At 65.7% G+C, this 22,301-nt stretch carries 22 protein-coding genes and 1 tRNA gene; 10 read left to right on the top strand and 13 right to left on the bottom strand.

What is annotated here, in order from left to right; translation table 11 throughout:
• Window positions 1-43: 43 nt before the first annotated feature.
• Window positions 44-1,474 (bottom strand): D-alanyl-D-alanine carboxypeptidase/D-alanyl-D-alanine endopeptidase, encoded by a 1,431-nt coding sequence (dacB, locus tag FHW81_RS06205; protein WP_003160657.1) that lies wholly within the window; start codon window positions 1,472-1,474, stop codon window positions 44-46.
• 308 nt (window positions 1,475-1,782) lie between these two features.
• On the opposite strand from dacB, the gene FHW81_RS06210 reads away from it, so the two are divergent.
• The 3 genes from FHW81_RS06210 to FHW81_RS06220 all read left to right on the top strand — a co-directional run bounded on the left by FHW81_RS06210 (window position 1,783) and on the right by FHW81_RS06220 (window position 5,415).
• Window positions 1,783-2,127 (top strand): YggL family protein, encoded by a 345-nt coding sequence (locus FHW81_RS06210; RefSeq protein ID WP_003091271.1) that lies wholly within the window; start codon window positions 1,783-1,785, stop codon window positions 2,125-2,127.
• Window positions 2,128-2,552: 425 nt separating this feature from the next.
• Window positions 2,553-3,176: a response regulator transcription factor gene (locus tag FHW81_RS06215; RefSeq protein WP_003091268.1), complete on the top strand. Its 624-nt coding sequence runs from the start codon at window positions 2,553-2,555 to the stop codon at window positions 3,174-3,176.
• Window positions 3,177-3,189: 13 nt separating this feature from the next.
• Window positions 3,190-5,415, top strand: a complete 2,226-nt coding sequence (locus FHW81_RS06220) for an ATP-binding protein (RefSeq protein WP_121417883.1) — start codon at window positions 3,190-3,192, stop codon at window positions 5,413-5,415.
• Window positions 5,416-5,425: 10 nt separating this feature from the next.
• On the opposite strand, the gene FHW81_RS06225 is transcribed toward FHW81_RS06220, so the two are convergent.
• The 4 genes from FHW81_RS06225 to FHW81_RS06240 all read right to left on the bottom strand — a co-directional run bounded on the left by FHW81_RS06225 (window position 5,426) and on the right by FHW81_RS06240 (window position 7,924).
• The gene (locus FHW81_RS06225; RefSeq protein ID WP_003091265.1) at window positions 5,426-6,757 is read right to left on the bottom strand and encodes a deoxyguanosinetriphosphate triphosphohydrolase; all 1,332 of its coding nucleotides are present in this window, start codon (window positions 6,755-6,757) and stop codon (window positions 5,426-5,428) included.
• Between the two features lie 116 nt (window positions 6,758-6,873).
• Complete coding sequence (locus FHW81_RS06230) at window positions 6,874-7,197, bottom strand: hypothetical protein (protein WP_003103249.1); 324 nt, start codon at window positions 7,195-7,197, stop codon at window positions 6,874-6,876.
• A gap of 13 nt (window positions 7,198-7,210) precedes the next feature.
• The gene (locus FHW81_RS06235) at window positions 7,211-7,591 is read right to left on the bottom strand and encodes a phage holin family protein (RefSeq protein ID WP_003091263.1); all 381 of its coding nucleotides are present in this window, start codon (window positions 7,589-7,591) and stop codon (window positions 7,211-7,213) included.
• A 3-nt stretch (window positions 7,592-7,594) separates the two neighbouring features.
• Window positions 7,595-7,924, bottom strand: coding sequence for a DUF883 family protein (locus FHW81_RS06240; protein ID WP_003091262.1), 330 nt, complete (start codon window positions 7,922-7,924; stop codon window positions 7,595-7,597).
• 469 nt (window positions 7,925-8,393) lie between these two features.
• Here FHW81_RS06240 and FHW81_RS06245 point away from each other — a divergent pair, with 469 nt between their 5' ends.
• Window positions 8,394-9,602 (top strand): ammonium transporter, encoded by a 1,209-nt coding sequence (locus tag FHW81_RS06245; protein ID WP_003091258.1) that lies wholly within the window; start codon window positions 8,394-8,396, stop codon window positions 9,600-9,602.
• Window positions 9,603-9,786: 184 nt separating this feature from the next.
• Here the strand turns inward: FHW81_RS06245 and opdQ are convergent, their stop codons facing one another.
• From opdQ to FHW81_RS06265, 4 genes are all read right to left on the bottom strand, one after another.
• Window positions 9,787-11,052 carry a porin OpdQ gene (gene opdQ, locus FHW81_RS06250; RefSeq protein WP_003091257.1) on the bottom strand — a complete coding sequence of 422 codons (1,266 nt, stop codon included), beginning with the start codon at window positions 11,050-11,052 and terminating at the stop codon, window positions 9,787-9,789.
• A gap of 168 nt (window positions 11,053-11,220) precedes the next feature.
• A complete protein-coding gene (locus FHW81_RS06255) occupies window positions 11,221-12,087 on the bottom strand; it encodes an MBL fold metallo-hydrolase (protein WP_003109616.1) in 867 nt (288 codons plus the stop codon).
• Window positions 12,087-13,019 (bottom strand): pyridoxamine 5'-phosphate oxidase family protein, encoded by a 933-nt coding sequence (locus tag FHW81_RS06260; RefSeq protein ID WP_034012478.1) that lies wholly within the window; start codon window positions 13,017-13,019, stop codon window positions 12,087-12,089. Before FHW81_RS06260 ends, FHW81_RS06255 begins: the two co-directional genes overlap by 1 nt.
• 16 nt (window positions 13,020-13,035) lie before the next feature.
• Window positions 13,036-13,632, bottom strand: coding sequence for a glutathione S-transferase family protein (locus FHW81_RS06265; RefSeq protein WP_003091251.1), 597 nt, complete (start codon window positions 13,630-13,632; stop codon window positions 13,036-13,038).
• Window positions 13,633-13,797: 165 nt separating this feature from the next.
• Here FHW81_RS06265 and FHW81_RS06270 point away from each other — a divergent pair, with 165 nt between their 5' ends.
• The 3 genes from FHW81_RS06270 to FHW81_RS06280 all read left to right on the top strand — a co-directional run bounded on the left by FHW81_RS06270 (window position 13,798) and on the right by FHW81_RS06280 (window position 16,410).
• Window positions 13,798-14,355: a TetR/AcrR family transcriptional regulator gene (locus tag FHW81_RS06270; RefSeq protein ID WP_003109619.1), complete on the top strand. Its 558-nt coding sequence runs from the start codon at window positions 13,798-13,800 to the stop codon at window positions 14,353-14,355.
• A 45-nt stretch (window positions 14,356-14,400) separates the two neighbouring features.
• Window positions 14,401-14,640, top strand: a complete 240-nt coding sequence (locus FHW81_RS06275; RefSeq protein ID WP_003109620.1) for a glutaredoxin family protein — start codon at window positions 14,401-14,403, stop codon at window positions 14,638-14,640.
• A gap of 366 nt (window positions 14,641-15,006) precedes the next feature.
• On the top strand, window positions 15,007-16,410 hold the full coding sequence (locus tag FHW81_RS06280) for a cytochrome C Snr1 (protein ID WP_003103259.1): 1,404 nt from the start codon (window positions 15,007-15,009) through the stop codon (window positions 16,408-16,410).
• 57 nt (window positions 16,411-16,467) lie between these two features.
• On the opposite strand, the gene FHW81_RS06285 is transcribed toward FHW81_RS06280, so the two are convergent.
• The 3 genes from FHW81_RS06285 to mobA all read right to left on the bottom strand — a co-directional run bounded on the left by FHW81_RS06285 (window position 16,468) and on the right by mobA (window position 17,647).
• Window positions 16,468-16,544: transfer RNA gene (locus FHW81_RS06285), tRNA-Pro, on the bottom strand.
• 153 nt (window positions 16,545-16,697) lie between these two features.
• Window positions 16,698-16,919, bottom strand: coding sequence for a YgdI/YgdR family lipoprotein (locus FHW81_RS06290; RefSeq protein WP_003091247.1), 222 nt, complete (start codon window positions 16,917-16,919; stop codon window positions 16,698-16,700).
• 131 nt (window positions 16,920-17,050) lie between these two features.
• The gene (gene mobA / locus FHW81_RS06295) at window positions 17,051-17,647 is read right to left on the bottom strand and encodes a molybdenum cofactor guanylyltransferase MobA (protein WP_003113968.1); all 597 of its coding nucleotides are present in this window, start codon (window positions 17,645-17,647) and stop codon (window positions 17,051-17,053) included.
• 66 nt (window positions 17,648-17,713) lie between these two features.
• On the opposite strand from mobA, the gene moaB reads away from it, so the two are divergent.
• Window positions 17,714-18,253: a molybdenum cofactor biosynthesis protein B gene (gene moaB, locus FHW81_RS06300; protein ID WP_003091240.1), complete on the top strand. Its 540-nt coding sequence runs from the start codon at window positions 17,714-17,716 to the stop codon at window positions 18,251-18,253.
• Window positions 18,250-19,467 carry a molybdopterin molybdotransferase MoeA gene (locus FHW81_RS06305; protein ID WP_003122464.1) on the top strand — a complete coding sequence of 406 codons (1,218 nt, stop codon included), beginning with the start codon at window positions 18,250-18,252 and terminating at the stop codon, window positions 19,465-19,467. The genes moaB and FHW81_RS06305 overlap by 4 nt, the downstream gene beginning before the upstream one ends.
• Window positions 19,468-19,495: 28 nt before the next feature.
• Here FHW81_RS06305 and FHW81_RS06310 read toward each other — a convergent pair whose 3' ends face one another.
• Window positions 19,496-20,527 carry an AraC family transcriptional regulator gene (locus FHW81_RS06310; RefSeq protein WP_023117005.1) on the bottom strand — a complete coding sequence of 344 codons (1,032 nt, stop codon included), beginning with the start codon at window positions 20,525-20,527 and terminating at the stop codon, window positions 19,496-19,498.
• A gap of 176 nt (window positions 20,528-20,703) precedes the next feature.
• Here FHW81_RS06310 and FHW81_RS06315 point away from each other — a divergent pair, with 176 nt between their 5' ends.
• Window positions 20,704-22,299, top strand: a complete 1,596-nt coding sequence (locus FHW81_RS06315; protein ID WP_003143646.1) for an FAD-binding oxidoreductase — start codon at window positions 20,704-20,706, stop codon at window positions 22,297-22,299.
• The last annotated feature ends 2 nt before the right edge of the window (window positions 22,300-22,301 follow it).

Raw genomic sequence — 22,301 nt, forward strand, 5'->3', positions numbered from 1 at the left:
CGCCGGCGGGCAACCGCTGGCGGCCTTTTTTTCGTACTGCGCCTTATTTCCGCGCGTGCAGGCTCAGCAGTACCTGGTCGAGGATCGCCGAAGCGCCCCACGGCCGCGGGCTGTTGAGGATCGCCACCACCACCCAGTTGTGGCCGCTGGCGTCGCGGCTGAAGCCGGCGAGGGCGCGCACGGTGTTGAGGGTGCCGGTTTTCACGTGCGCCTCGCCGACCAGTGCGGTGCGCCGCAGGCGTTTGCGCATGGTGCCGTCGAGGCCGGCCAGCGGCAGCGATGAGATGTACTCCGGTGCATAGGGGCTGTGCCAGGCGGCTTGCAGCATCGCCGCCATCTCACGGGCGCTGACCCGTTCCTGGCGCGACAGTCCCGAGCCGTTCTCCATCACCAGGCGCGGCGCGGTGATGCCCTTGCGCGCCAGCCACTGCCGCACCACCCGCTGCGCGGCCTGGGCGTCGTCGCCGTCGGCGCTGTTGCGGAACTGCGCGCCGATGGAGAGGAACAACTGTCGGGCCATGGTGTTGTTACTGTATTTGTTGATGTCGCGGATGATCTCGACCAGATCTGGCGAGAAGGCCTTGGCGATCAGCGTGGCGTTGCGCGGTACGCTGCCCTGGCGGTCCTTGCCGAGGATGCTGCCGCCCAGTTCCTGCCAGATGCCGCGCACCGCGCCGGCGGTGTAGCCGGGGTGGTCGAGCAGCGACATGTAGGTCTGCGCGCTACAGCCCTGGGGAATCTGTCCGGTGGCCAGCAGGGTGGTGCCGTCGAACTGGGTCACCGGGCTGAAGCGCAGCTTCGGCCAGGCTGGGCAGGTGGCCGGCGCGGTCATCTTCACCTGGTTGTCGATGCGTACGTTGGCCAGCGGCGGGTCCATCTGCACGTTGACCTTGTTGCCGTCGGTGCGCACCACCATGCGCACGCTCTTCAGGTTGACCAGCAGCGAGTCCGGACCGACCAGGAACGGCTTGGTGTCGTCGCCGCCGTCGTCGTTGAATACCGGCAACTGCGGGATGTTGAAGTAGCTGCGGTCGAGTACCAGGTCACCTGTGACCTTGGTCACGCCATTGGCGCGCAGGTCGCGCATCAGCAGCCAGAGCTTCTCCATGTTCAGTTTCGGATCGCCGCCGCCCTTGAGGTAGAGGTTGCCGTTGAGCACTCCGTTCTTGAGCTGGCCGTCGGTGTAGAACTCGGTCTTCCACTGGTAGGTCGGGCCGAGCATTTCCAGGGCGGCATAGGTGGTGAACAGCTTCATGGTCGAGGCCGGGTTCACCGATACGTCGGCGTTGTAGTAGGTGGGGTTGCCCGGGCCGTCGAGCGGAATCAGCACCAGCGACAGATCGTTGCCGGTCAGCTTGTTGGTCTGCAGGGCTTTCTGCACGTTGGCCGGCAGGGTGGCGTTGACCTGGGCGAGGGTGGGAAGGGCGAAAGGCAGGAGCGTGGCGAAGGCAAGAGTACGCAGCGACTTGAACATTAATGAAGAACCCTTGAAGACGGAGGGTAGAAAATGAAATGAAGATGAAAAACGAAGCGAACCTGAAAAAAGAGACGGACATCACGCGAAGAGGCCGTCTTGCTCATTATGCCGCAAGGCGGATAACGATGCGCTGGAGTTTCGCGGAGTTCGCCGTCATATCGCCGAATGGTCGGAACTGGTAGAGTGCGCCGGCAATCCGGCCGCGTCGCGCGGCTTGCCGGGGTTCGCCCGCGGCTCCAGCGGCGTCGGCTACTGTCTGTAATGCGAGGCTCCGCCAATGGAGCGTCAATCCAGGAGATGCCGCCATGGCTACGAATCGTTCCCGCCGCCTGCGCAAGAAATTGTGCGTCGATGAATTCCAGGAGCTGGGTTTCGAATTGAACTTCCACTACAAGGAAGGCGTGGATGCCGATGCGGTGAACGCTTTCATGTTGCGCTTCATCGATCAGGCGATCGAAGCCAACGAACTGACCTATGGCGGCTGCGACGAATTCGGTTTCGTCTGCCTGGCGCGCCGTGGCTCGGTCAATGAAGAGCAGCGGGCCCTGATCGAGGCCTGGTTGAAGCAGCAACCGGAACTGGCCAGCGTCGAGGTCGGCGCGTTGGTCGACGCCTGGTACCCGGAACAGCCTGTCCTGCCGAAGCTCTAAGCGATAGCGCCGCCATCCCGCCCGAGGATGGCGGTCGCGTCTTCCCTCCCTTTCGATCCTGCTCCGGCGCTATCTGGCCCGGCGCCCGTCGTGCTTCCCTTTGCCCTGCCAAGGCATGTCGGCGGCTTGTGGCCGTACATGCGGATAGCAATACTCCGAAACCCCTGACGAACTATTCAACTCGCTCTGGCAGATAACGAGCCGGGAAGGCGCGTATATATGCGGGTGTTTTTCATGCAGATAACCAGGCCAATTGCTTGGCAATATACGAGGTTTTGAATTCGCCGTAAGAAATAAATTAAGTTTCCGTGAGAATATTCCTTAAAGTATATGAGTTGCCATCGAGTATCTCGACAATATGGCTCCCGTCTATATCTTGCTCAGGAGAATTTTTTCTGAATTTTTATTGGCAAGGAAATCAGACAATGAGCCGTATCCTGATAGTCGACGATCATCCCGTGATTCGCATGGCCATGAAGATGTTGCTGGAAGCCGAAGGGCACCAGATCGTCGGCGATACCGATAATGGCGTGGATGCCATCAGCCTCGGGCGGGAGCTGAAGCCGGACCTGGTCATCCTCGATATCGGCATTCCCAGGCTGGACGGCCTCGAGGTCATCAGCCGCCTGATGGTGCTGGCGTTGCCCCTGAAGATCCTCGTCCTGACCGGCCAGAGCGCCTCGCTCTTCGCCCTGCGCAGCATGCAGGCGGGCGCAGCCGGGTTCGTCTGCAAGCAGGGCGGACTGGCCGAACTGGTGACGGCGGTGAATGCGGTCGCCTCGGGATACAGTTACTTTCCCAGCTCGGCCATGCGTCCTGTGCAACAGGGCGCCTATTCCGACGATGTGGAATTGCTCGGACGCCTGTCCGATCGCGAAGTATCGGTATTGCAATACCTCAGCCAGGGTTATTCGAACAAGCAGATATCCGAGCAGATGTTTATCAGCAACAAGACCGTCAGCACTTACAAGGCGCGCTTGTTGTTGAAGTTGAACGCCGGCTCGCTGGTGGATCTCATCGAGTTCGCCAAACGCAATACGCTTATCTAAGGGCCGGAACCGAATGAAGTTCCAGAAACGCAGTGCGTGCATGCTCGGCCTGCTTCTCATATTCGCCTGCATGGCGGGATATGCCGTTCCGGCGAGGGCGACGGCTGGCGAATATGCTTCCATGCTCCGGATTCCCGCTCCGGATCGTCCGGAGGGCGCCGATGCGGTCGTCGAAGCGCCGCTACACCAGGCTGCCGACGGGCTGCGCTCGCCGTCCCCTTCCAGCCTGGTGCTCGGCCTGCTGGTGGCCTGCCTGGTCTGCGTCGGATGCCTGGGCTGGAATACCGTCCTGCAGCTCAGGCTCAGGCGTTGGCAACGTACCGAAGCCGACCTGAGCGGCCGCCTGGCATTGAAGCAGGCGCTGGTCGACGGGATTCCCTACCCGGTGAGCATCCGCACGCTCGACGGTCGCCTGCTGGCCTGCAACCGCAATTACCTGGAAAGCCTGCGGATGACCCGTGAGCAGGCCCGCGGCACCCTGTTGACCGATTCCGACTGGGTCGAGGGCAGCAAGGCACGGCTCATGCACCAGCAGTGCCTGGCGGTGGCTCGGGGAGGAACGGCGAGCTTCACCGACATGGCGGTGCGCATCGGCGGGCAATTGCTGGAGATCCACCATTGGGTCACGCCCTACAGGGATCGCCAGGGCCGGGTGCTCGGCCTGATGAACGGCTGGATCGACATCACCGAACGGGAGCGCCTGGCCCGCCAGTTGCGCGAGGCGATGCGCCAGGCGGACGAGGCGAATCGGGCGAAGAGCGTCTTCCTGGCGACCATGAGCCACGAGATCCGTACGCCGATGAATGCGGTCATCGGCATCCTCGAACTGGTCCTGCAGCGCCTGGCGCCGGAGCAGCGCGAACGCGCCTCGCTGGAGGTCGCCTACGAGGCAGCGGGGTCGCTGCAACTGCTAATCGGCGACATCCTCGACGTCGCCAAGATCGAGTCCGGTCACCTGACCCTCACGCCCGAGCGGGTTCGCCTGCGCCATGTCGTGGAGTCGGTGCGCCGCATGTTCGAAGGCCTGGCCCGGCAGAAAGGCCTGAGGCTCGTTGTGGAGCTGGACGATGCCCCGGGACGGGACGTGCTGATCGATCCCCTGCGCTTCAAGCAGGTGCTCTCCAACCTGGTGAGCAATGCGATCAAGTTCACCGAGCGGGGACAGGTGACGATCCGTCTCCAGGAAAGGAGCCTGGACGAGGGGAGGGCGATCGTCCGGGTGGACGTGGAGGATTCCGGTATCGGTATCGCTCCGGCGGACCAGGCGCGCCTGTTCCAGCCTTTCATCCAGGTGGCCAAGGGACGCACGGTGCAGGGCGGGACCGGCCTTGGGCTGGCGATCTGTCGGAAGTTGGTGGACCTCATGGGCGGCGATGTCGAGATGCACAGCGAGCCGGGCAAAGGCACCCGGGTGTCGCTCGACCTGCTCTTGCGCCAGTGCGGGCCGAAAATGCCTGAATCCGGCCAGGACCCGCTGGCAGCATCCATGGAGCCGTCTCGCCGCCTGCATATCCTCATCGCCGACGACTATCCGCCCAACCGGGTACTGCTGCGCCAGCAACTGGAGTTTCTCGGCCACCGGGTGGCGGAAGCGGAGGATGGCCAGGTGGCGCTGGAGCTCTGGGCCGACGAGCGCTTCGAGGTGCTGATCAGCGACTGCAACATGCCGCGCCTGAACGGCTATCAGCTGGCACGCAGGATACGCATCCAGGAACGGTGCGAGCGACGCGCGCCGATCCTGATCCTCGGCTATACCGCCGACGCCGAGCCGGACGAGGTACAGCGCTGCCGCGACGCGGGCATGGATGATTGCCTGTTCAAGCCGCTCGGCCTGGAGACCCTGCGCAACTACCTCGTGACCTCTTTCGGACGCGACGCCGCGCAGCCCCGGGGGCTCTATGATGCAGCCGCTCTCAGCAGCCTCGGTGGCGGCCGCCCTGAACGGCTGCGCGAACTGCTGGAGACCCTGCTAGGCAGCAACCGTCAGGACCTCCAGCGCCTTGCCATCCTCCTGCGCGAGGGCGACAGGACCCGGCTCGCCGAGCATGCCCACCGCATCAAGGGCGCCGCACGGATGATCGGGGCGCGTACCCTGCTGGAGGCCTGCGAGGCCCTGGAGGACGCCTGCCGGCGAAGTGGTGACGGGGAGTGCCTGCAGACGCCTGGCGAAAGACTCCGGCTGGCCCTGGAGGCGTTGCAGGAGGAACTCCAGGAGCAGTTGGCGGGCGCTGCGGTATGAGCCCTTCCTTTCAGGAGGGGCTCGAGCGTCCGGTCATTTCCCGGGCCATTTCCGTGGCGTAGCTGTCGGTCATGCCGGCGATGAAATCGATCACCTGGAGGAAGGCGCGGTACAGCGGCCACTGCGGGTCGGGCGCGTTGCGTCCGAGCAGGTCGAGGATGCGCCGGTTCTTGAACGACGGCGTATGCCCGCCGTATTGCTCCAGCGCGGCGCCACAGAAGGCGTTGAGGAGGATCTCCAGAGTGGTGTAGGCGCCGATCTCGTGGAGGGTCTTGCGCTTGTCCTGGAAGATCTTTTCCCGCGCGATGGCCTTGGCCCGCTGCACGCAGAGCTTGGCCGGGCCATGCATGTGTTCCACCAGGTCGCCGGCAAGCTGCCCGGCGAGCAGGGCCTGCTGCTGGTCGACGAAGGCACGGGCGGCGGCATTGGTCAGGTGCTCGATGGCCTTGCCGCGGAGAATCGCCAGTTTACGCCGGCGGGAGTCCCTGGGGCCGAGTTGGCGATAGGTATCGGGCAGGTCGTCGCCGACCAGGCCGAGCAACAGCGCCTCGACCTCGCTGTATTCGAGCAGCTCCATTTCCAGGCCGTCTTCGAGGTCGATCAGGCCGTAGCAGATGTCGTCCGCCGCTTCCATCAGGTAGACCAGCGGATGGCGAGCCCAGCGCTCGTCGTCGAGTTGCGGCATGCCGAGCTTATGGGTGATCTGCTCGAGCAGCGGCAGTTCGCTCTGGTAGCAGCCGAACTTGTGCTTCTTGTAGCCCAGCGCTTCGGCGTGGCGCGAGGTCCAGGGGTACTTCAGGTAGGTGCCCAGGGTGGCGTAGGTCAACCGCGTGCCGCCGTCGAACTGGTGGTATTCCAGTTGGGTGAGGACCCGGAAGCCCTGGGCGTTGCCTTCGAAGTGGAGAAAGTCGGAACGCTCGGCGTCGCTCATCTCGTCCAGCCAGCCACGTCCGGCGGCTTGCTGGAACCAGTTGCGGATCGCGTCTTCGCCGGAGTGCCCGAATGGTGGGTTGCCGATGTCGTGGGCCAGGCAGGCCGACTGGACGATGACCCCGAGGTCGCTGGGGTCGCACCACTCGGGTAGTTCCTCGCGGAGGATCTCGCCGACCCGCATGCCCAGCGAGCGGCCGACGCAGGCGACTTCCAGGGAGTGGGTCAGGCGGGTGTGGATGTGATCGTTGCTGGAGACCGGATGGACCTGGGTCTTGCGTCCGAGGCGGCGAAACGCGCCGGAGAAGATGATCCGGTCATGGTCCTTGTGGAAGGCGCTGCGGCCCAGTTCATCGTTGCTGTGTACCGGCTTTCCGAGCCGTTCGCGGGTGAGCAGGGTCTGCCAGTCCATCGGGAATTCCAGGGATGCGCTGAGGCGATGCGGACACGCTAACGGTTTGCCTTGGCAAGCTCAATCGTCGCGTTGGGGAAACGGAAGGCGCCGACCGTTGCCGGTCGGCGCATCCTTCAACGGCCTTTCTGCTTGCGCAGGCCGAGCAACAGCGGGGCCAGGGCGACGCCCAGGCGCAGCAGACGCTGCCAGCGTCCGCCCTTGCCAAGCAGTACGCCCAGCAGTGCGGCTCCGCCGGCGCCCCAGAGCGCCGCATTGCCACCGCCGAACAGTTGCTGGCTGAGGTTGTGGCCCAGCCCCTGGGCCTGGCGGAAGGGTTGCACCAGCAGTTGGCTTTCGCGACGCAATTGCTGGCGCTGCATTTCCAGGCGCAGGCGGATCACCGCCTTGCGCAATTCGCGACGCGACAGGCCGGTCGCGTTCACCGGTAGTTGGCTCATGCGCGTTTCCTTGTCATGGCAGCAGTCGCTCGCGGTCGTTGGCCAGTTCTTCCAGGGTGGCGCTGAACGGCGAGCTTTCGTCGTTGATCGACTGGTACAGGCGCCAGCCGCAGAACAGCGAGCCGATCACGTAGAACAGGCACAACCCGAGCGCCGCTGCGAGCCGGTTGGTGTCCCAGAACACGATCAGCACCAGCAGCGACAGGCCGACCAGCAGGAGCAGGGCGAATACCAGGGCCAGCCCGGCGAACAGCAGCAGGCGCAGGGTGTTGGCCTTCTGTTCCTGCAGCTCGATGCCGAACAGCTCGACGTGACCGTGCAACAGGCCGAGGAAGGCGGCGCCGAAGCGCCGCAGGGAGGGGCGGCCGTCCGCCGGGTCCTTTCCTTCGCTCATGGCTCAGCGCCGGCTGACCAACAGGCCAAGCAGGAAGCCGACGCCGGCGGCGATGCCGATGCTCTGCCAGGGGTGTTCGCCGACGTACACCTCGGTGGCGTCCACCGCGGCCTGGCTGCGTTCGCGGACGTTGTCCTTCAGCGAGTCCTTGGTGTCGCGCAAGGTATCGCGAGCGCGCTTGAGGCTGTCGTGGATCTTGCCGCGGATTTCTTCGGCCTGGTCGCCCGCCACGTCGGCGGTGCTTTGCAGGAGTTTCTCGGTATCGGCGACCAGTGCCTGGAATTCAGCCAACAGTTCATCCTTTGCTGCGTTTGCAGTGGTCTTGCGGGGCATGACGAGCTCCTCTGGTCATGGGGTGTGTTTTTTTCGAGCCGAGCGCGGGGCGGAAGGTTCAACCGGTGGGTAATTTCCGCGCGTTACCGGTCGCTCCCGGCGTTCCTTTCATTAAAGACTGCCACAGCGTGCCTGTCGGCGCGGCTGCGGCGAGATGACGCCCATCCGGCTGCCTCGCAACGGGGCGCGAACTGGTATGGCGCTTGCAATTCCCTGGTGCGCACGTCGGCCGGAATGCCCCTTGCGAGGGCGCCAGGCGCTCCCGGAGGGTACTTCGGGATGAACGTCCAACCCAATGAAAATCAAGGAAAGTCCGGGAGCTTTCCATGCTGCCTCAGGCACCTTGCGAAACGTCTGCCGAAGAAAAGCGGCGGTTCGCACGACGACTACTGCTTCGTCATGGTGCGTTGAAGGGCGGGCGTGGGCGTTTCTGGTGCTTTCTCTCTACGCGCGAAGGCTGCCTCAATCCATGGATAACCTGAATAGTGCGGTGCAAGTCCTGATCCACGGCTCCAATACCCTGTTCATCCTGCTCGGAGCGGTGATGGTGCTGGCGATGCATGCCGGCTTCGCCTTCCTCGAGGTGGGCACCGTGCGCCTGAAGAACCAGGTCAACGCCCTGTCGAAGATTCTGTCCGACTTCGCCATCTCGGCGCTGGCCTATTTCTTCGTCGGCTACTGGATTGCCTACGGCGTGACTTTCTTCCATCCGGCGGCGGCGCTGACCGTGGACAGTGGCTATGCGCTGGTGAAGTTCTTCTTCCTGCTGACCTTCGCCGCGGCAATCCCGGCGATCATCTCCGGCGGCATCGCCGAGCGTGCCAGGTTCGGTCCGCAGTTGTGCGCCACGGCGCTGATCGTGGCCTTCGTGTACCCGTTTTTCGAAGGCTTGGTGTGGAACGGCAATTTCGGCTTGCAGGAATGGCTGAAGCTGGAGTTCGGCGCGCCCTTCCACGATTTCGCCGGCTCCGTGGTGGTGCATGCGCTGGGCGGCTGGCTGGCATTGGCGGCGGTGCTATTGCTGGGCAGCCGCAACGGCCGCTATCGCGACGGCAAGCTGGTGGCGATGGCGCCGTCGAGCATCCCGTTCCTGGCACTGGGGTCGTGGATCCTGATCATCGGCTGGTTCGGCTTCAACGTGATGAGCGCCCAGACCCTCGCTGGGGTCAGCGGGCTGGTGGCGGTCAACTCCTTGCTGGCGATGGTTGGCGGCACCATGGCGTCGCTGCTGATCGGCCGCAACGACCCGGGTTTCCTGCACAACGGTCCGCTGGCCGGGTTGGTGGCGGTGTGCGCCGGTTCCGACCTGATGCATCCGATCGGCGCGCTGGCTACCGGCCTGGTGGCGGGGGCCCTGTTCGTCTGGGCGTTCACCGCGACCCAGGTGCGCTGGAAGATCGACGACGTCCTCGGTGTCTGGCCGTTGCACGGTCTTTGCGGGGTCTGGGGCGGGATTGCCTGCGGCATCTTTGGCCAGCAGGCATTGGGTGGGCTCGGCGGGGTGAGCCTGGCCAGCCAGGCGCTCGGCAGCCTGCTGGGGGTGACGGTGGCTTTCGCCGGCGGCCTGTTGGTCTATGGGCTGATGAAGGCGCTGCTGGGCATCCGCTTGAGCCAGGAGGAGGAGTACTACGGCGCGGACCTGTCGATTCACAAGATCGGCGCGATCAGCCACGAATGAGGGGGCGGACTTCCTTGGTCCGGTGGGGTATCGGCGGATAACGCCCCAGGCGCTATCCGTCCTGCACGCTGCGAGCGAGGCATCCCGCCATGAAAGAGGCCACCCAAGGGTGGCCTCTTCGTTCCGCCGCGGGGCTCTGGGGAGGGGCGGATGGCCGTAGCGCGGCTATCCGCGGGGCCTGCCGTTACCAGAGCGGCAGCGTGTAGCTGACGATCAGGCGATTTTCGTCGTAGTCGTTGGTGTAGTTGGTGCGCATGGTCGCGTTGCGCCACTTCACCCCGAGGTTCTTCAACGGGCCGCTCTGGAACACGTAGGCGATGTCCATGTCGCGTTCCCATTCCTTGCCTTCGCCCGAGGTGGTCAGCAGGTCGATGTTGTCGCCCTTGACGTAGCGGGTCATGAAGGTCAGGCCGGGAATGCCGACGCCGGCGAAGTTGTAGTCGTAGCGCGCTTGCCAGGATTTCTCGTCCTTGTTGGCGAAGTCGCCGATCTGGATGAAGTTCACCAGGTAGGGGTCGGCGCCGTTGATGTAGGCGAAGCCGGTGTCGCCGCTCATCTTCTGGTAGCCGACGCCGAAGGCGTGGTAGCCGAGGCTGTAGGTGAACATGGCGTTGAGCGCCTTGTTGTCGACGTTGCTGGAACCGTCGTCGGTGGAGCGCGCCCAGCGGATGTCGGATTTCAGCGACTGCTTGTCGGCGATCGGCAGGGTGTGCACCAGGCCGAGGTAATGCTGCTTGTAGAAGTTGTCGAGCTTGCCGTAGTGGTAGCTGGTGCTGAGGTTGTCGGTCCACTTGTAGCTGCCGCCGGCGAAGTCGAACTTGTCCGAAGTCAGCCCGGAACGGACCACGATGTTGCGCTTGCCGCCACCGGTGATGGTCATGTCCTCGTTGTCCGAGGAGTCGCGCTGGTTGACCTTCTTCAGGCGCCCGGCGTCGAGGGTCAGGCCGTCGATCTCCATGGAGTTCAGCGCGCCGCCCTGGAAGGTCTGTGGCAGCAGGCGGCTGTCGTTGGGCATGATCACCGGCAGCTTGGGGGTCAGGGTGCCGATCTTCAGGGTGCTCTTCGACGCCCGCAGCTTGGCGGTGATCCCTGCCTCGCCATAGTCGTCCTGGGCGCGGCCGGTCTCGCGGTCGCGCTTGAGCAGGCCGGTGCCGCTGCGGTCGGGGCTGGAGTCGAGCTTCACCCCGAGCAGGCCGATGGCGTCGACGCCGAAACCGATGGTGCCCTCGGTGTAGCCGGACTCGTAGCGCAGGAGGAAGCCCTGGGCCCATTCCTCGGCCTTGGACTGGCTGGCGCCTTCCTGGCGGAAATCACGGTTGAAGTAGAAGTTGCGGAGTTCGATGCTGGCCTTGCTGTCCTTGATGAACTCGGCATGGGCCAGGGTTGGGACGGTAATGCTGGAACCCAGCGCGGCAAAAGCCACGGCACGGGCGATCGGGGTCATGCTCATTGTTATTGTCTCCTCGAGCGCTTGGGGCAGGCCGATGGCGGCGGCGTGACGCCACGTCGGCCTGTGACAGCCCGGTTACTTAAGCACTACAGGAAGACGGCCACTGTTAGACATTAGTCGAGGGTGGCCGCGAATTGGCACGAACCCTGTCTAGGACGGGCTTTCCCGCTATTCCAGCCAGTGCGGGAAGTAGCCCAGGGCGGCCTGGACCCGCGCATCGTGCGCCGGAATCACGCTCAGGCGCGGGTCGCTGCGGAGCAGCAGGCGGATCTTCGCCAGTTGCGCGAGGGTGCGCGCGGGATCGCGATCGACCAGGGCGCGGCCGGCGAAGAATTTCTGCCGTGGGCCTTCGACGCCTTCGAGTCGCCAACTGGTGTCGCCGCTGAAGAACAGCCGGCGCCCGCTGTCGAGGGTGACGAACAGACCGACCGAGCCGGGCGTATGGCCGGGCAGGGGGACCAGCACCAGGCGGCCGTCGCCAAACAGGTCGAGGCTTTCGTCGAAGCCCATGAACGGCTGCGGATCGAAGCTGTAAGGTCGCCAGCGCACGCCATGGCGGAATTGGCTGGGGAAGGCGGCCGGCGGGGTGGCGATGCGGCTGAAGGCGATCTCCTCGTAGGGTGCCCAGACCGGTACTTCGGGGAAGTCGACCAGGCCCGAGGCGTGATCCCAGTGTGCGTGGGACAGCAGGATGCGATCGACGCGGATACCGGCTGCGTCCAGTTGGTCGCGCGCCGGGACGACTTTCTGGTAAGCGAACAGCGGCGCTGCCCACCAAGGCATGTCGGCGCGGAACTGGGCGTCGATGTCGCGCCCCAGGCCAGTGTCGAAGAGCAGGGTGGCGGCGTGGTGCTCGATCAGCACCGCGGTATGGCTGAGCGGCACCCGGCGCACCCAGGAGCCGCCGTCGACGGTGAGCGCATCGAGGGTTTCCACTCCCGAGGTGCGCAACAGGGCGACTCGCATTTCCGCCGCCTGCACCGGCAGGACGAGGAGGGCGATCAACAACGAGGCAAGGCGATACAGGAAAGGCATCAAGATTCACCGGCAGGAAGAAAAGGGGATGGCTGGGGCTCGCCGAATGCCAGCGGCAGGCGGCCGCGCCGCCAGCGCCAGCCTGCGGGGCGCAACGCCAGCAGGCGCTCGGCGCCGGCGGGCCAGGGGATGGATGGCTGCGAACCCGGCCAGAACAGCTCGGCCTCGGCGTGCAGGTGCAGCAGGTCGCCGTTGTCGAAATCGATGAACAGGAGGCCGCAGCGAGGCTCCTGGAGCAGGTTGCCGAGGGTATTGAACAGGCGGTTGCCGGCGTAGTCGGGCAACCACAGGCGGCCATCCGCGCCGAGCCGGAGAAAGCCCGGCGGCCCGCCCCGATGGGAGACGTCGACGCCGCCCCTGAGTGGGTCGGCATGCTGGCTGGCGATGAACAGCGTATCGCTGCGCGAGACCAGCGACAGCCAGCGCGGATCGAGTCCTTCGCCCTGCAACGCGGGACTTGCGATCCTGGAGACGGGCTGATGGCTGCGCGCCTGGATGTACTTGGGACAGTTGCCGAAGGACTGCTCGACGCCGACCGTGAAACCCTTTCCGTCCCGCGCCAGGACCCGTCCATTCATGCGGTTGCGGCGGCGTGTCGGCCATTCCAGGCCGAGGATGCCGAGGCGGGTGCCAGCCTCGAGATTGGCCGCCAGCGGATCGTCCGCTTGCGGCAGGTTGTCGATGCGCAGGCGGGTCGGTTCCGGCGAACGGGCGAAGCCGGGGGGGCCCCAGAGCACCGAGGCGCTGGGGTAGCCGTCGGCGTCGAGGCTGCCCACCAGCAACAGCGGTAGCAGGGCGAAGAACTCCCGATGCTGGTCCGGCATGAAGGTGCGGATCGCGCGGCTGCCGAAGCCGGCGACCTGCTCGCGAACGCCGGCGCGTTCCTGGATCGCCAGTTCGCCGGCGTGGAAGGGGTTCTGTTCCTGGCTCATGCTGCCTCCTGTCGAGCTACAGGCCGGGCATCGGGATGTAGCCGGGCAGCGCGCGGATGCGGGCGATCCAGGCGTTCAGCGCCGGGTAGTGGTCCAGCGCCAGGCCGCCCTCGGGGGCCAGGGCCAGGTAGGGGTAGAGGGCCACGTCGGCGATGCTCGGCTGTTCGCCCTGGGCCAGCCAGCGATGCTCGGCCAGGTGCCGCTCGACCAGGCGCAGCACTTCCAGGCCTCGCTGGTGGGTCTGCTCGCGATCCAGCGGCAGGTCGAAGCGGGCGATCAGCCGGGCGCTGGCCGGACCGTTCTGCACCTCGTTGGCCGAATAGCTGAGCCAGTAGGCGATTCGGCCCTGGCTGACGGGGTCGAGCGGATACCACACGGGATCGGCATGGCGTCGCGCCAGATAGACGAGGATGGCATGGGAGTCGCCCAGTTGCAGCTCGCCGTCTTCCAGCACCGGGATCTGCCCGCGGGGATTCATGCGGAGGAAGGCTTGGGTCTTGTGCTCGCGGTTGAGGAAATCGACCGGCCGCAGCGTCGCCTCGCGGCCGATGAGGGAGAGGAACAGGCGGACCTTGTAGGCGTTGCCGGAGAGATCCAGGTCATGGAGTTTCATCTGAGGGTTCCAGGCGGGTATTGGTGTCTGGATATTAGACAGACAGGTCTGTATATTTCAAGGCACGCGTTCGCCTTTTTCCGTCGGTATTCGTCCGGGGAGCGACGCAGAGCGGTTCAAGGGGGCGGCAGGGTCGCGCATAATGGGCCGCTCAGGAGGCTTTCCATGACATCCCGCAAACGCGAGCAACTGCTCAGCACCGCCGTCGACCTGTTCTATCGCGAGGGTTACCACGCCACCGGCATCGACCGCATCCTGGCCGAATCCGGCGTGGCGAAGATGACGCTGTACAAACACTTTCGCTCGAAGGACGAACTGATCATGGCCGCCCTGGAGGTGCGTCGGCAGCGCACCGCCGAACGCATGCTCGAAGCCGAGGCACGGTTGCAGCCGCGTGCGGCGATCCTGGCGGTGTTCGATGGTCTGCAGGAGTTCCTCCAGGACGAGGCGTTCCGTGGCTGTGCCTTCATCCATGCCGCCGCCGAGTTCCATGAGCGCTCGCATCCGATCCATCGCCAGGCGGCCGAGCAAAAGGCCTTCGTCGAAGCCTATTTCCAGCGCCAGCTGGAGCGCCTGGGCGTGCGTTCGGCGGCACTGCTTGCGCGGCAGTTGCAATACCTGATGGAGGGCGCCCTGGTGATGGCGCACATCCACGGGCCGGCGGACCAGGCCCGCGAGGCCCGGCAGGCGGCCGAAAGTCTGTTGCAGGTCGCTGGCATCTGAGCGCGGGTGCTACCATCGCCGCGAAACACTGCACAGGTCCTTTCGATGCCCCCGGAATGCCAACTCTTCGGAACCCTCGGTTGCCACCTCTGCGAAGTCGCGGAGGCGGTGCTGATGCCCTTCGTCGAACATGGCCTGCTGGTCGAACTGGTGGACATCGCCGACGACGAAGCCTGGGTCGAGCGCTATGGCCTGCGGATCCCGGTGCTGCGCCGCTGCGACAATGGCGCCGAGCTGAACTGGCCGTTCGAGGCCGAGCAGGTCGCAGCCTTCCTCAGCCGCTGATGCCTATTCATTCGCGCTAAGCGCGGCACCGCTGGTAACCCCGCGCGCTATGCGCAAACCGGACTGCGTTCCGCTTCCTTCCCCCATGCCGCGCGGTGCCTGGCTTCGGCGATGCTGGCGAAGCGATGCATAGGCGTTTCTCAATGGTTTTCATAGCCTGAGCCTATTGGCTCGGCAGGCTGCGTTCGGCTAGGCCTAAGGGCGATGGATAAACCCTGAGTTCCCTTCAGGACTGACTGGAAACAGCCGGGAACCCGCGTGGCGCAGGACGCGTCGCAGGTCGTTCGGTCCGCTGTCGCGGACCGCCGGGGTGTGGGGTCGGGACGACGAGGCTCGGCGTTTCCTCATAACGAAAGAGGACGCCTGATGAAAACGCCCGCCTGGACGCGCCATGCCCTCTGGGTCATGCCGCTCGCCCTGGGGCTGCAATCCGCCGTGGTCGCGGGGGATGAGCAGCCAAGCAAGACTTCCAGCTATTCGCCGGTGGTGATCAATGAGGACTTCGCCACCATCATGAAGCGCATGACGGCGAACAAACCGTCGATCGAACAGGCCCACAAGACGCTTCTCGAGCAGCGTTACGATCTCAGCGACAGGCCGGCCAAGGGCGCCAGCATGACGCGCGGCAAGCCGCTGCAGGAGGGGATCCGGGTGAAGCTGCCGGCCGGCACCAGCTGGGAGGAACTGGCCAGGCTGAGCCCCGAGGAAATCCGCAAGCAGGGGCTGTTCCCCGGTGGCTTCCTGCCGCTGCCGCACCCCAACCATGCCGAAGGCGGGATGGTCTTTCCCAAGTTCCTCATCGACGAGATCAAGCGCCAGGAAAGCCGCGACCTGACCCGTTTCGACCTCGACTACGACCTGCCGGACCACTTCCTGCCGGAATTCCCGGCACCGATGTTCCTTACCACCCGGCCTGACCTGGGCGATGTGTCCAAGGGCAAGCTGGTGACCATCGACAACTATTTCGAGTTGTTCAACGGGATTCTCAATCCCAAGCAGCTGGAAGGGCTGCGCCTGCTGCTAACGGCCTTTCCGCAGCAGCAGTTCAACCTCACCGACGATCGCCGTAGCGAGCATCCGAGCCGCGGCGTAGCCTGCTTCGACTGCCATGCGAACGGCCACACCAATGCCGCTACCCACCTGGCCGGCGATGTGCGCCCGCAGCCGTTCCGCCACCGCATCGACACACCGACGCTGCGCGGGGTGAACATCCAGCGGTTGTTCGGCTCGCAGAGGGCGCTGAAGACCGTCGAGGACTTCACCGAGTTCGAGCAGCGCGCCGCCTACTTCGACGGTGATCCGGTAATCGCCACCAAGAAGGGGGTGAACGTGCTCGAGCGTGGCAGTCAAGTGCATTTCATGGGTGAGTTCCAGGCGCTGCTGGACTTCCCCCCGGCACCGAAGCTGGATGTGGAGGGGCGGCTCGATCCGGGCAAGGCCAGCGAGCAGGAATTGCGTGGCGAAAAGCTGTTCTACGGCAAGGCGGCCTGCGCCGGGTGCCATGCGCCGCCTTACTTCACCGACAACCTGATGCACAACCTGAAGGTGGAGCGCTTCTACGATCCGAAACTGGTCAATGGCGTGATGGCGTCCGCCGACGGGCCGATCAAGACCTTCCCGTTGCGCGGGATCAAGGATTCGCCGCCGTACCTGCACGACGACCGCCTGCTGACCCTGGAGGACACCGTGGAGTTCTTCAACCTGGTACTGGAGCGCAAGCTGTCCGCGGAAGAGAAGGGCGACCTGGTGGCCTACCTGCGTACCCTGTGAGAAAGGCCGAATCGCAGGCAATAAAAAACCCGCCGTTGAGGCGGGTTTTTCGGGATATGGTCGGAGCGACTGGATTCGAACCAGCGACCTTCTCGTCCCGAACGAGACGCGCTACCAAGCTGCGCTACGCTCCGTTTTGTTGGGGCGCATTCTACAGAAAAAGTTTTGGTACACAAGGGGTTAGATGAATTTTTTTTCGAGCCCCGGTTTCCCCGGGCGAAAAAGCAAAGACCCCGTCGCTCGTTCGAGTCGACGGGGTCTCCAGGAAAACCTGTTACGCGACGGTATCAGAGTTCCTTGACGGTGCGGACCTGGTCCTTGTTCACGCGGGCGCGCTTGCCGTCGAGCTGTTCGAACTCGTAGAAGCCGGAATCCTCGTCATAGGAAGGGGTGTCTACGGCCTGGATTTCACGTCCGTCGTTGAGGGTGATCACGGTAGGGCTGGAACAACCCGCGAGGGCGCCGAGGCCTACGGCGAGGAGGAGGGCGGGTAGCATCCGCTTGATCATTGCGCAGTTCTCCTGTGCGGTCAGACTTTGAAGTTACGAGTTTCTGACAGACGAGTTCTAGGAAGAGTTCCCCCCTAAAAACGAGTGTTCCCCCCACCTTCGAGAAAATTCGACTCGACGTCCCTTCCGTTTTACTTCAGTTCGCGGTGATTAGCCAACAGCTCGGGGGTGTTCAGGTTGGCCAGCCGCGGATCGCCCGCGGCCAGCTCGATGGCCTCCGCGCCAAGCGGCAACAGGACGTGGCGTGGGCTACGGTCGCCCTGGCGCCAGGCGTGTTCTATCTCTTCGGCCAGGTGCGTCGGGATCAGGCTGAACAGCGGTTCCCACTGGCCGCCGCAGCGCAGCATCCAGGGGCGCGCCGGTGTGCGGCCGGCGGCCTGCAGCAGGGTTTCCAGCAAGGCGCGGTCGATGCGCGGCGCGTCGCAGGGCAGCACCAGCAGCCAGGGATGCCGGGCCACCGCCAGGCCGGCGCGGATGCCGGCGAGCGGGCCGGGGAAGTCTCGGCTGTCGTCGCTCACCACGCGGTCGGCATAGGCCGCATAGCGTTCCTGGTTGCGGTTGCAGGAGACGATCAGGTCATCGGTGAGCGGGCGCACCAGGCGATGCAGGTGGGCGATCAGGGGCAGGCCCTGCCACTCGATCAGGCCCTTGTCGCGACCGCCCATGCGCTGGCCGCGGCCTCCCGCCAGGAGAAGGATGGAGCAGGGGGGCAGGGCGCTATCGGGCATCTGGGGTCTCCGTGTCGGGCCTGTGATATAACACCGCGATCACGTCCACAAGCAAGGGCCAACCCCATGAGCCACAAGGCCGAAACGGCATTCGTGCCGTTGAACATCGCCGTCCTGACCGTCAGCGATACCCGTACCCTGGAAACCGATACTTCAGGCCAGTTGTTCGTCGACCGCCTGACCGAGGCCGGGCACAACCTGGCCGCTCGCGTGCTGCTGAAGGATGACCTATACCGGATCCGCGCACAGGTCGCGACCTGGATCGCCGAGGATAGCGTGCAGGTCGTGCTGATCACCGGCGGCACCGGTTTCACCGGCCGCGACAGCACCCCGGAAGCGGTGGCCTGCCTGCTGGACAAGCAGGTGGACGGCTTCGGCGAGCTGTTCCGGCAGATTTCGCTGGCCGACATCGGTACCTCCACCATCCAGTCGCGGGCCCTGGCCGGGCTTTCCAACGGCACCCTGGTCTGCTGCCTGCCGGGCTCCACCAACGCCTGCCGCACTGCCTGGGAAGGCATCCTCGTCGAGCAACTGGACGCCCGTCATCGCCCGTGCAACTTCGTCCCGCACCTGAAACAGGCGGCGCCCTGCGAGAGCCGCGGGTGAGCGGCTGCTGCGAGCATCCGGGGCTGATGCCGGTCGAGACGGCGCTGGAACGGCTCCTCGAACTGGCCGCGCAAACGCCTATCGATACGTGTGAGCAGGTGCCCCTGGAGCAGGCTGGCGGCCGCGTGCTGGCGGTCGACCTGCTGGCCGGCCTGGACCTGCCGCCGTGGCCGAACAGCGCCATGGACGGCTATGCCTTGCGCCTCGCCGACTGGAACGGCGAGCCACTGCCGGTCAGCCAGAAGATCTTTGCCGGACAGGCGCCGGAGCCGCTGCAAGCGGGTACCTGTGCGCGGATCTTCACCGGTGCGCCGCTGCCCGAAGGCGCCGATCTGGTAGAGATGCAGGAAAACGCCGAAGCGCTCGACGATGGCCGCGTGCGCTTCACCCAGCCGTTGCGCGCGGGCCAGCATGTGCGCCCGCGTGGCCAGGAAATCCGCCAGGGCGACCTGGTCCTGCCGGCCGGCACGCGCCTGCGCTCCATCGAACTGGGGTTGGCGGCTTCGCTCGGCTACGCGGCCCTGGAGGTGCGACGCAAGCCGCGGGTGGCGCTGCTGTCCACCGGCGACGAGCTGGTCGAGGCGGGCCAGCCGCTGCAGGCCGGGCAGATCTACAACAGCAACCGTCCGTTGCTCAAGGATTGGCTGCAACGCCTGGGCTGCGACGTGCTCGACGCCGGCATCCTTCCCGACGACCTGGCACGTACCCGCGAGCGCCTGGCCGGGTTGGCCGGGGTGGACCTTATCCTGTCCACTGGCGGCGTATCGGTGGGCGAGGCCGACTTCCTCGGCATGGCGCTGCGCGAAGCCGGCGAGCTGACCCTCTGGAAGCTGGCGATAAAACCCGGCAAGCCGCTGACCGTCGGCCAGTTCCAGGGCATCCCGGTGATCGGCCTGCCGGGCAATCCGGCTTCGACCCTGGTCACCTTCGCCCTGCTGGCGCGTCCCTACCTGCTGCGCCGGCTCGGCGTGGCGCAGGTCGCGCCGCTGCGGGTGGAGGTACCGGCCGGCTTCGCCTGGACCAAGGCGGGGCAGCGTCGCGAGTACCTGCGTGGTCGCCTGGAGCAGGGCCGCGCGGTGCTCTATCCGAACCAGAGTTCCGGGGTACTGCGCAGCGCTTCCTGGGCCGAGGGGCTGGTGGAGGTCCGCGAGGGACGTACCCTCGTGGAAGGCGAGGGCGTGGCGTTCATTCCGCTGAGCGAACTGCTCGACTGAGCCGACGGTGGCCGGATGGCCGCCGTTCTCATTGCGCCGCCGGCTCCTTCCGCCGTTGCCGGTACTCGCCGGGCGTCTGCCCGGTCCAGCCCTTGAAACTGCGATGGAACGAGCGGGACTCGGTGAAGCCCAGGTACTGGGCGATGTCCTGGATCGGCAGCTCGCTATGCAGCAGGTAGTGCTCGGCCAGTTCGCGGCGCAGTTCGTCGAGGGTCTGCTGGTAGCTGCTGCCGGCTTGCTGCAGGTGGCGTTGCAGGGTGCGTACGGTCATGCCGAACTTCTCCGCCACCCGTTCCTTGCGCGGCAGGCCGTCCTTGAGTAGCTGGCGCAGGGCGTTCTTCACCCGCAGCGGCAGCGGCTCGTCATCGTCCAGCTCGGCCATCAGCGCCAGGGCATGTTCTTCCAGGGTGCGCAGCAGCGTCGCGTCGGCCTGGCGCAGCGGCAGCGCCAGGTAGTCCAGTGGTACCAGCAGCGCCGAACAGGGTTGGGTGAAGCGCACCGGACAGCCGAAGAAGGTCTCGTAGTCTTCCACGCGGGTTCCGTCCGGCAGGTCGTGTTCCAGCCAGACCTCGTCCGGCGAACCTTCCAGGTCGGCGATCCAGCGCGCGTAGAGGACCCAGGAAGCCAGGACGTGCTCGACCATGTGGCGCCGTACCAGGGGTGTCTGGTGGCGGCAGTTCCAGATCAGCCGGACCTCCCCGCCGGCCGCTTCGATGCGGCTGGTGCCCATGTCGCCGACCAGCTTCTCGTAGGGCGTGATGCGGCTCATGGCCTCGCCCAGGGTGGCGCAGTTCATCGCGATGTAGCCGAGCACGCTCCAGGAGCCGGGCTGGACGAAGCGCGCCGAATGCAGGCCGAACAGGGGATCGCCGGAATGCTCGCAGAAATAGCCGAGCAGGCGCTCGTGGGCTTCGCCCGGCAGGCGCTGGCGATTGTCGTTGAGCTGGTCGGCCTGGAGGCCGGCGGCGGCCAGGGCAGGGGCGATGTCCAGGCCGAGCCGTTCGGCGTGGCGCAGGTACTTCAGCAGGGCCGGAACCGAGGTGGAGCCAAGGGTCTGCATGGTCGTTGTTCTTGTCGTGGCGGGTGGAACAGGCCGTCCGGCGTGCGTGCCGGCTGTCTTGATCGGTCACAGGGAGTGTCTCGATCCGACAGTGACAGGCGAGGGCGGCTGGCTAGTATAGGCAGCCAGAAAGGTTCCGATAAACAGGTTGCCGCGACAAGCGAGGGGAGAGGTTCATGCGTCGTTGGAATGGCTGGGGCGAAGAAAGCACCGTGGTCGAATTGCCGGACAGCGCCCGTGGGTTCCTGGCGGAACTGGTCGGGCAGGGCGCACGCTTGCCGGACGCCAGCCTGGAGGCGGCGCTGGCGAAGGTCCCGGCGTCGCGCCTGGAGGCCGATCCGCGCTACAGCATCGACCCCCGTGAGCGTCTGCTGCATGCCCGCGGGCAGAGCCTGCCGGACTGGCTGGCGATGCGCGAGGGCGACTTCGGCGTCTACCCGGACGCCGTGGCCTATCCGGAAACCGCCGAACAGATCCGCGAGTTGCTGGCCCTGGCCGACTCCCGCGACCTGCAACTGATTCCCTATGGCGGCGGTACTTCCGTGGCCGGCCATATCAATCCGCAAGCCTCGCGGCGGCCGGTACTGACGGTCTCGCTGGAGCGCATGAACCGCCTGCTCGATCTGGACCGCGAGAGCCTGGTCGCGACCTTCGGCCCCGGCGCCGCCGGCCCGCAGGTGGAGAGCCAGTTGCGTGCGCTGGGCTACACGCTCGGGCATTTCCCGCAGTCCTGGGAGTTGTCGACCCTCGGTGGCTGGGTCGCCAGCCGCTCCAGTGGCCAGCAGTCGCTGCGCTACGGGCGGATCGAACAACTTTTCGCCGGCGGGACCCTGGAGACCTTCGCCGGGCCGCTTGAAATCGCTACCTTCCCGGCATCCGCGGCGGGACCGGACCTGCGCGAACTGGTGCTGGGCTCTGAGGGACGCTTCGGGATCATTTCCTCGGTGAAGGTGCGGGTCTCGCCGCTGGCCGAGGACGAGCGCTTCTACAGCGTCTTCCTGCCGAACTGGCAGCAGGCCCTGCAAGCCACCCGCGAGCTGGCCCAGGCGCGCGTGCCGCTGTCGATGCTGCGCCTGTCCAACGCCGTGGAAACCATGACCCAACTGGCCCTGGCCGGCCATCCCGGACAGATCGCCTGGCTGGAGAAATACCTGGCGCTGCGCGGCGCGGGCGAGGGCAAGTGCATGCTGACCTTCGGCGTGACCGGCAACCGCCGGCAGAACGGATTGTCGCTGAGCCAGGCGAAGGCCTTGCTGAAACGCTTCGGCGGGGTCTTCACCGGAACCCTGCTGGGGCGCAAGTGGGCGCAGAACCGCTTCCGCTTCCCCTACCTGCGCGAGGCCCTGTGGCAGGCGGGCTACGCCGTGGACACCCTGGAGACCGCCACCGACTGGAGCAACGTCGACGGCCTGCTGCAGAAGATCGAGGCCAGCCTGCGCGACGGCCTGGCCGCCGAGGGCGAGAAAGTCCATGTGTTCACCCACCTCTCGCATGTCTATGGCGAGGGGTCGAGCATCTATACCACCTACGTGTTCCGTCCGGCCGCGAGCTATGCGGCGACGCTGGAGCGCTGGAAGCGTCTCAAGCATGCGGCCAGCCAGGCGATCGTCGACAATCGCGGCACCATCAGCCACCAGCATGGCGTCGGCAAGGACCACGCACCCTACCTGCCCCGCGAGAAGGGCGAACTGGGCGTCGCCGCGCTGCGTGCCATGGCCGGTCACTTCGACCCGGCCGGGCGGCTCAACCGCGGCACCCTGCTGCAGGACTGAGC

Origin of the sequence: Pseudomonas sp. RC10-4-2, from assembly GCF_050433085.1 — a bacterium.
Taxonomy (GTDB): domain Bacteria; phylum Pseudomonadota; class Gammaproteobacteria; order Pseudomonadales; family Pseudomonadaceae; genus Pseudomonas; species Pseudomonas aeruginosa.

What these genes read in the sequence shown, in the direction of transcription:
- dacB (WP_003160657.1), bottom strand. Translation starts at nt 1,474, where the DNA reads ATGTTCAAGTCGCTGCGTACTCTTGCCTTCGCCACGCTCCTGCCTTTC.
- FHW81_RS06210 (WP_003091271.1), top strand. Translation starts at nt 1,783, where the DNA reads ATGGCTACGAATCGTTCCCGCCGCCTGCGCAAGAAATTGTGCGTCGAT.
- FHW81_RS06215 (WP_003091268.1), top strand. Translation starts at nt 2,553, where the DNA reads ATGAGCCGTATCCTGATAGTCGACGATCATCCCGTGATTCGCATGGCC.
- FHW81_RS06220 (WP_121417883.1), top strand. Translation starts at nt 3,190, where the DNA reads ATGAAGTTCCAGAAACGCAGTGCGTGCATGCTCGGCCTGCTTCTCATA.
- FHW81_RS06225 (WP_003091265.1), bottom strand. Translation starts at nt 6,757, where the DNA reads ATGGACTGGCAGACCCTGCTCACCCGCGAACGGCTCGGAAAGCCGGTA.
- FHW81_RS06230 (WP_003103249.1), bottom strand. Translation starts at nt 7,197, where the DNA reads ATGAGCCAACTACCGGTGAACGCGACCGGCCTGTCGCGTCGCGAATTG.
- FHW81_RS06235 (WP_003091263.1), bottom strand. Translation starts at nt 7,591, where the DNA reads ATGAGCGAAGGAAAGGACCCGGCGGACGGCCGCCCCTCCCTGCGGCGC.
- FHW81_RS06240 (WP_003091262.1), bottom strand. Translation starts at nt 7,924, where the DNA reads ATGCCCCGCAAGACCACTGCAAACGCAGCAAAGGATGAACTGTTGGCT.
- FHW81_RS06245 (WP_003091258.1), top strand. Translation starts at nt 8,394, where the DNA reads ATGGATAACCTGAATAGTGCGGTGCAAGTCCTGATCCACGGCTCCAAT.
- opdQ (WP_003091257.1), bottom strand. Translation starts at nt 11,052, where the DNA reads ATGAGCATGACCCCGATCGCCCGTGCCGTGGCTTTTGCCGCGCTGGGT.
- FHW81_RS06255 (WP_003109616.1), bottom strand. Translation starts at nt 12,087, where the DNA reads ATGCCTTTCCTGTATCGCCTTGCCTCGTTGTTGATCGCCCTCCTCGTC.
- FHW81_RS06260 (WP_034012478.1), bottom strand. Translation starts at nt 13,019, where the DNA reads ATGAGCCAGGAACAGAACCCCTTCCACGCCGGCGAACTGGCGATCCAG.
- FHW81_RS06265 (WP_003091251.1), bottom strand. Translation starts at nt 13,632, where the DNA reads ATGAAACTCCATGACCTGGATCTCTCCGGCAACGCCTACAAGGTCCGC.
- FHW81_RS06270 (WP_003109619.1), top strand. Translation starts at nt 13,798, where the DNA reads ATGACATCCCGCAAACGCGAGCAACTGCTCAGCACCGCCGTCGACCTG.
- FHW81_RS06275 (WP_003109620.1), top strand. Translation starts at nt 14,401, where the DNA reads ATGCCCCCGGAATGCCAACTCTTCGGAACCCTCGGTTGCCACCTCTGC.
- FHW81_RS06280 (WP_003103259.1), top strand. Translation starts at nt 15,007, where the DNA reads ATGAAAACGCCCGCCTGGACGCGCCATGCCCTCTGGGTCATGCCGCTC.
- FHW81_RS06290 (WP_003091247.1), bottom strand. Translation starts at nt 16,919, where the DNA reads ATGATCAAGCGGATGCTACCCGCCCTCCTCCTCGCCGTAGGCCTCGGC.
- mobA (WP_003113968.1), bottom strand. Translation starts at nt 17,647, where the DNA reads ATGCCCGATAGCGCCCTGCCCCCCTGCTCCATCCTTCTCCTGGCGGGA.
- moaB (WP_003091240.1), top strand. Translation starts at nt 17,714, where the DNA reads ATGAGCCACAAGGCCGAAACGGCATTCGTGCCGTTGAACATCGCCGTC.
- FHW81_RS06310 (WP_023117005.1), bottom strand. Translation starts at nt 20,527, where the DNA reads ATGCAGACCCTTGGCTCCACCTCGGTTCCGGCCCTGCTGAAGTACCTG.
- FHW81_RS06315 (WP_003143646.1), top strand. Translation starts at nt 20,704, where the DNA reads ATGCGTCGTTGGAATGGCTGGGGCGAAGAAAGCACCGTGGTCGAATTG.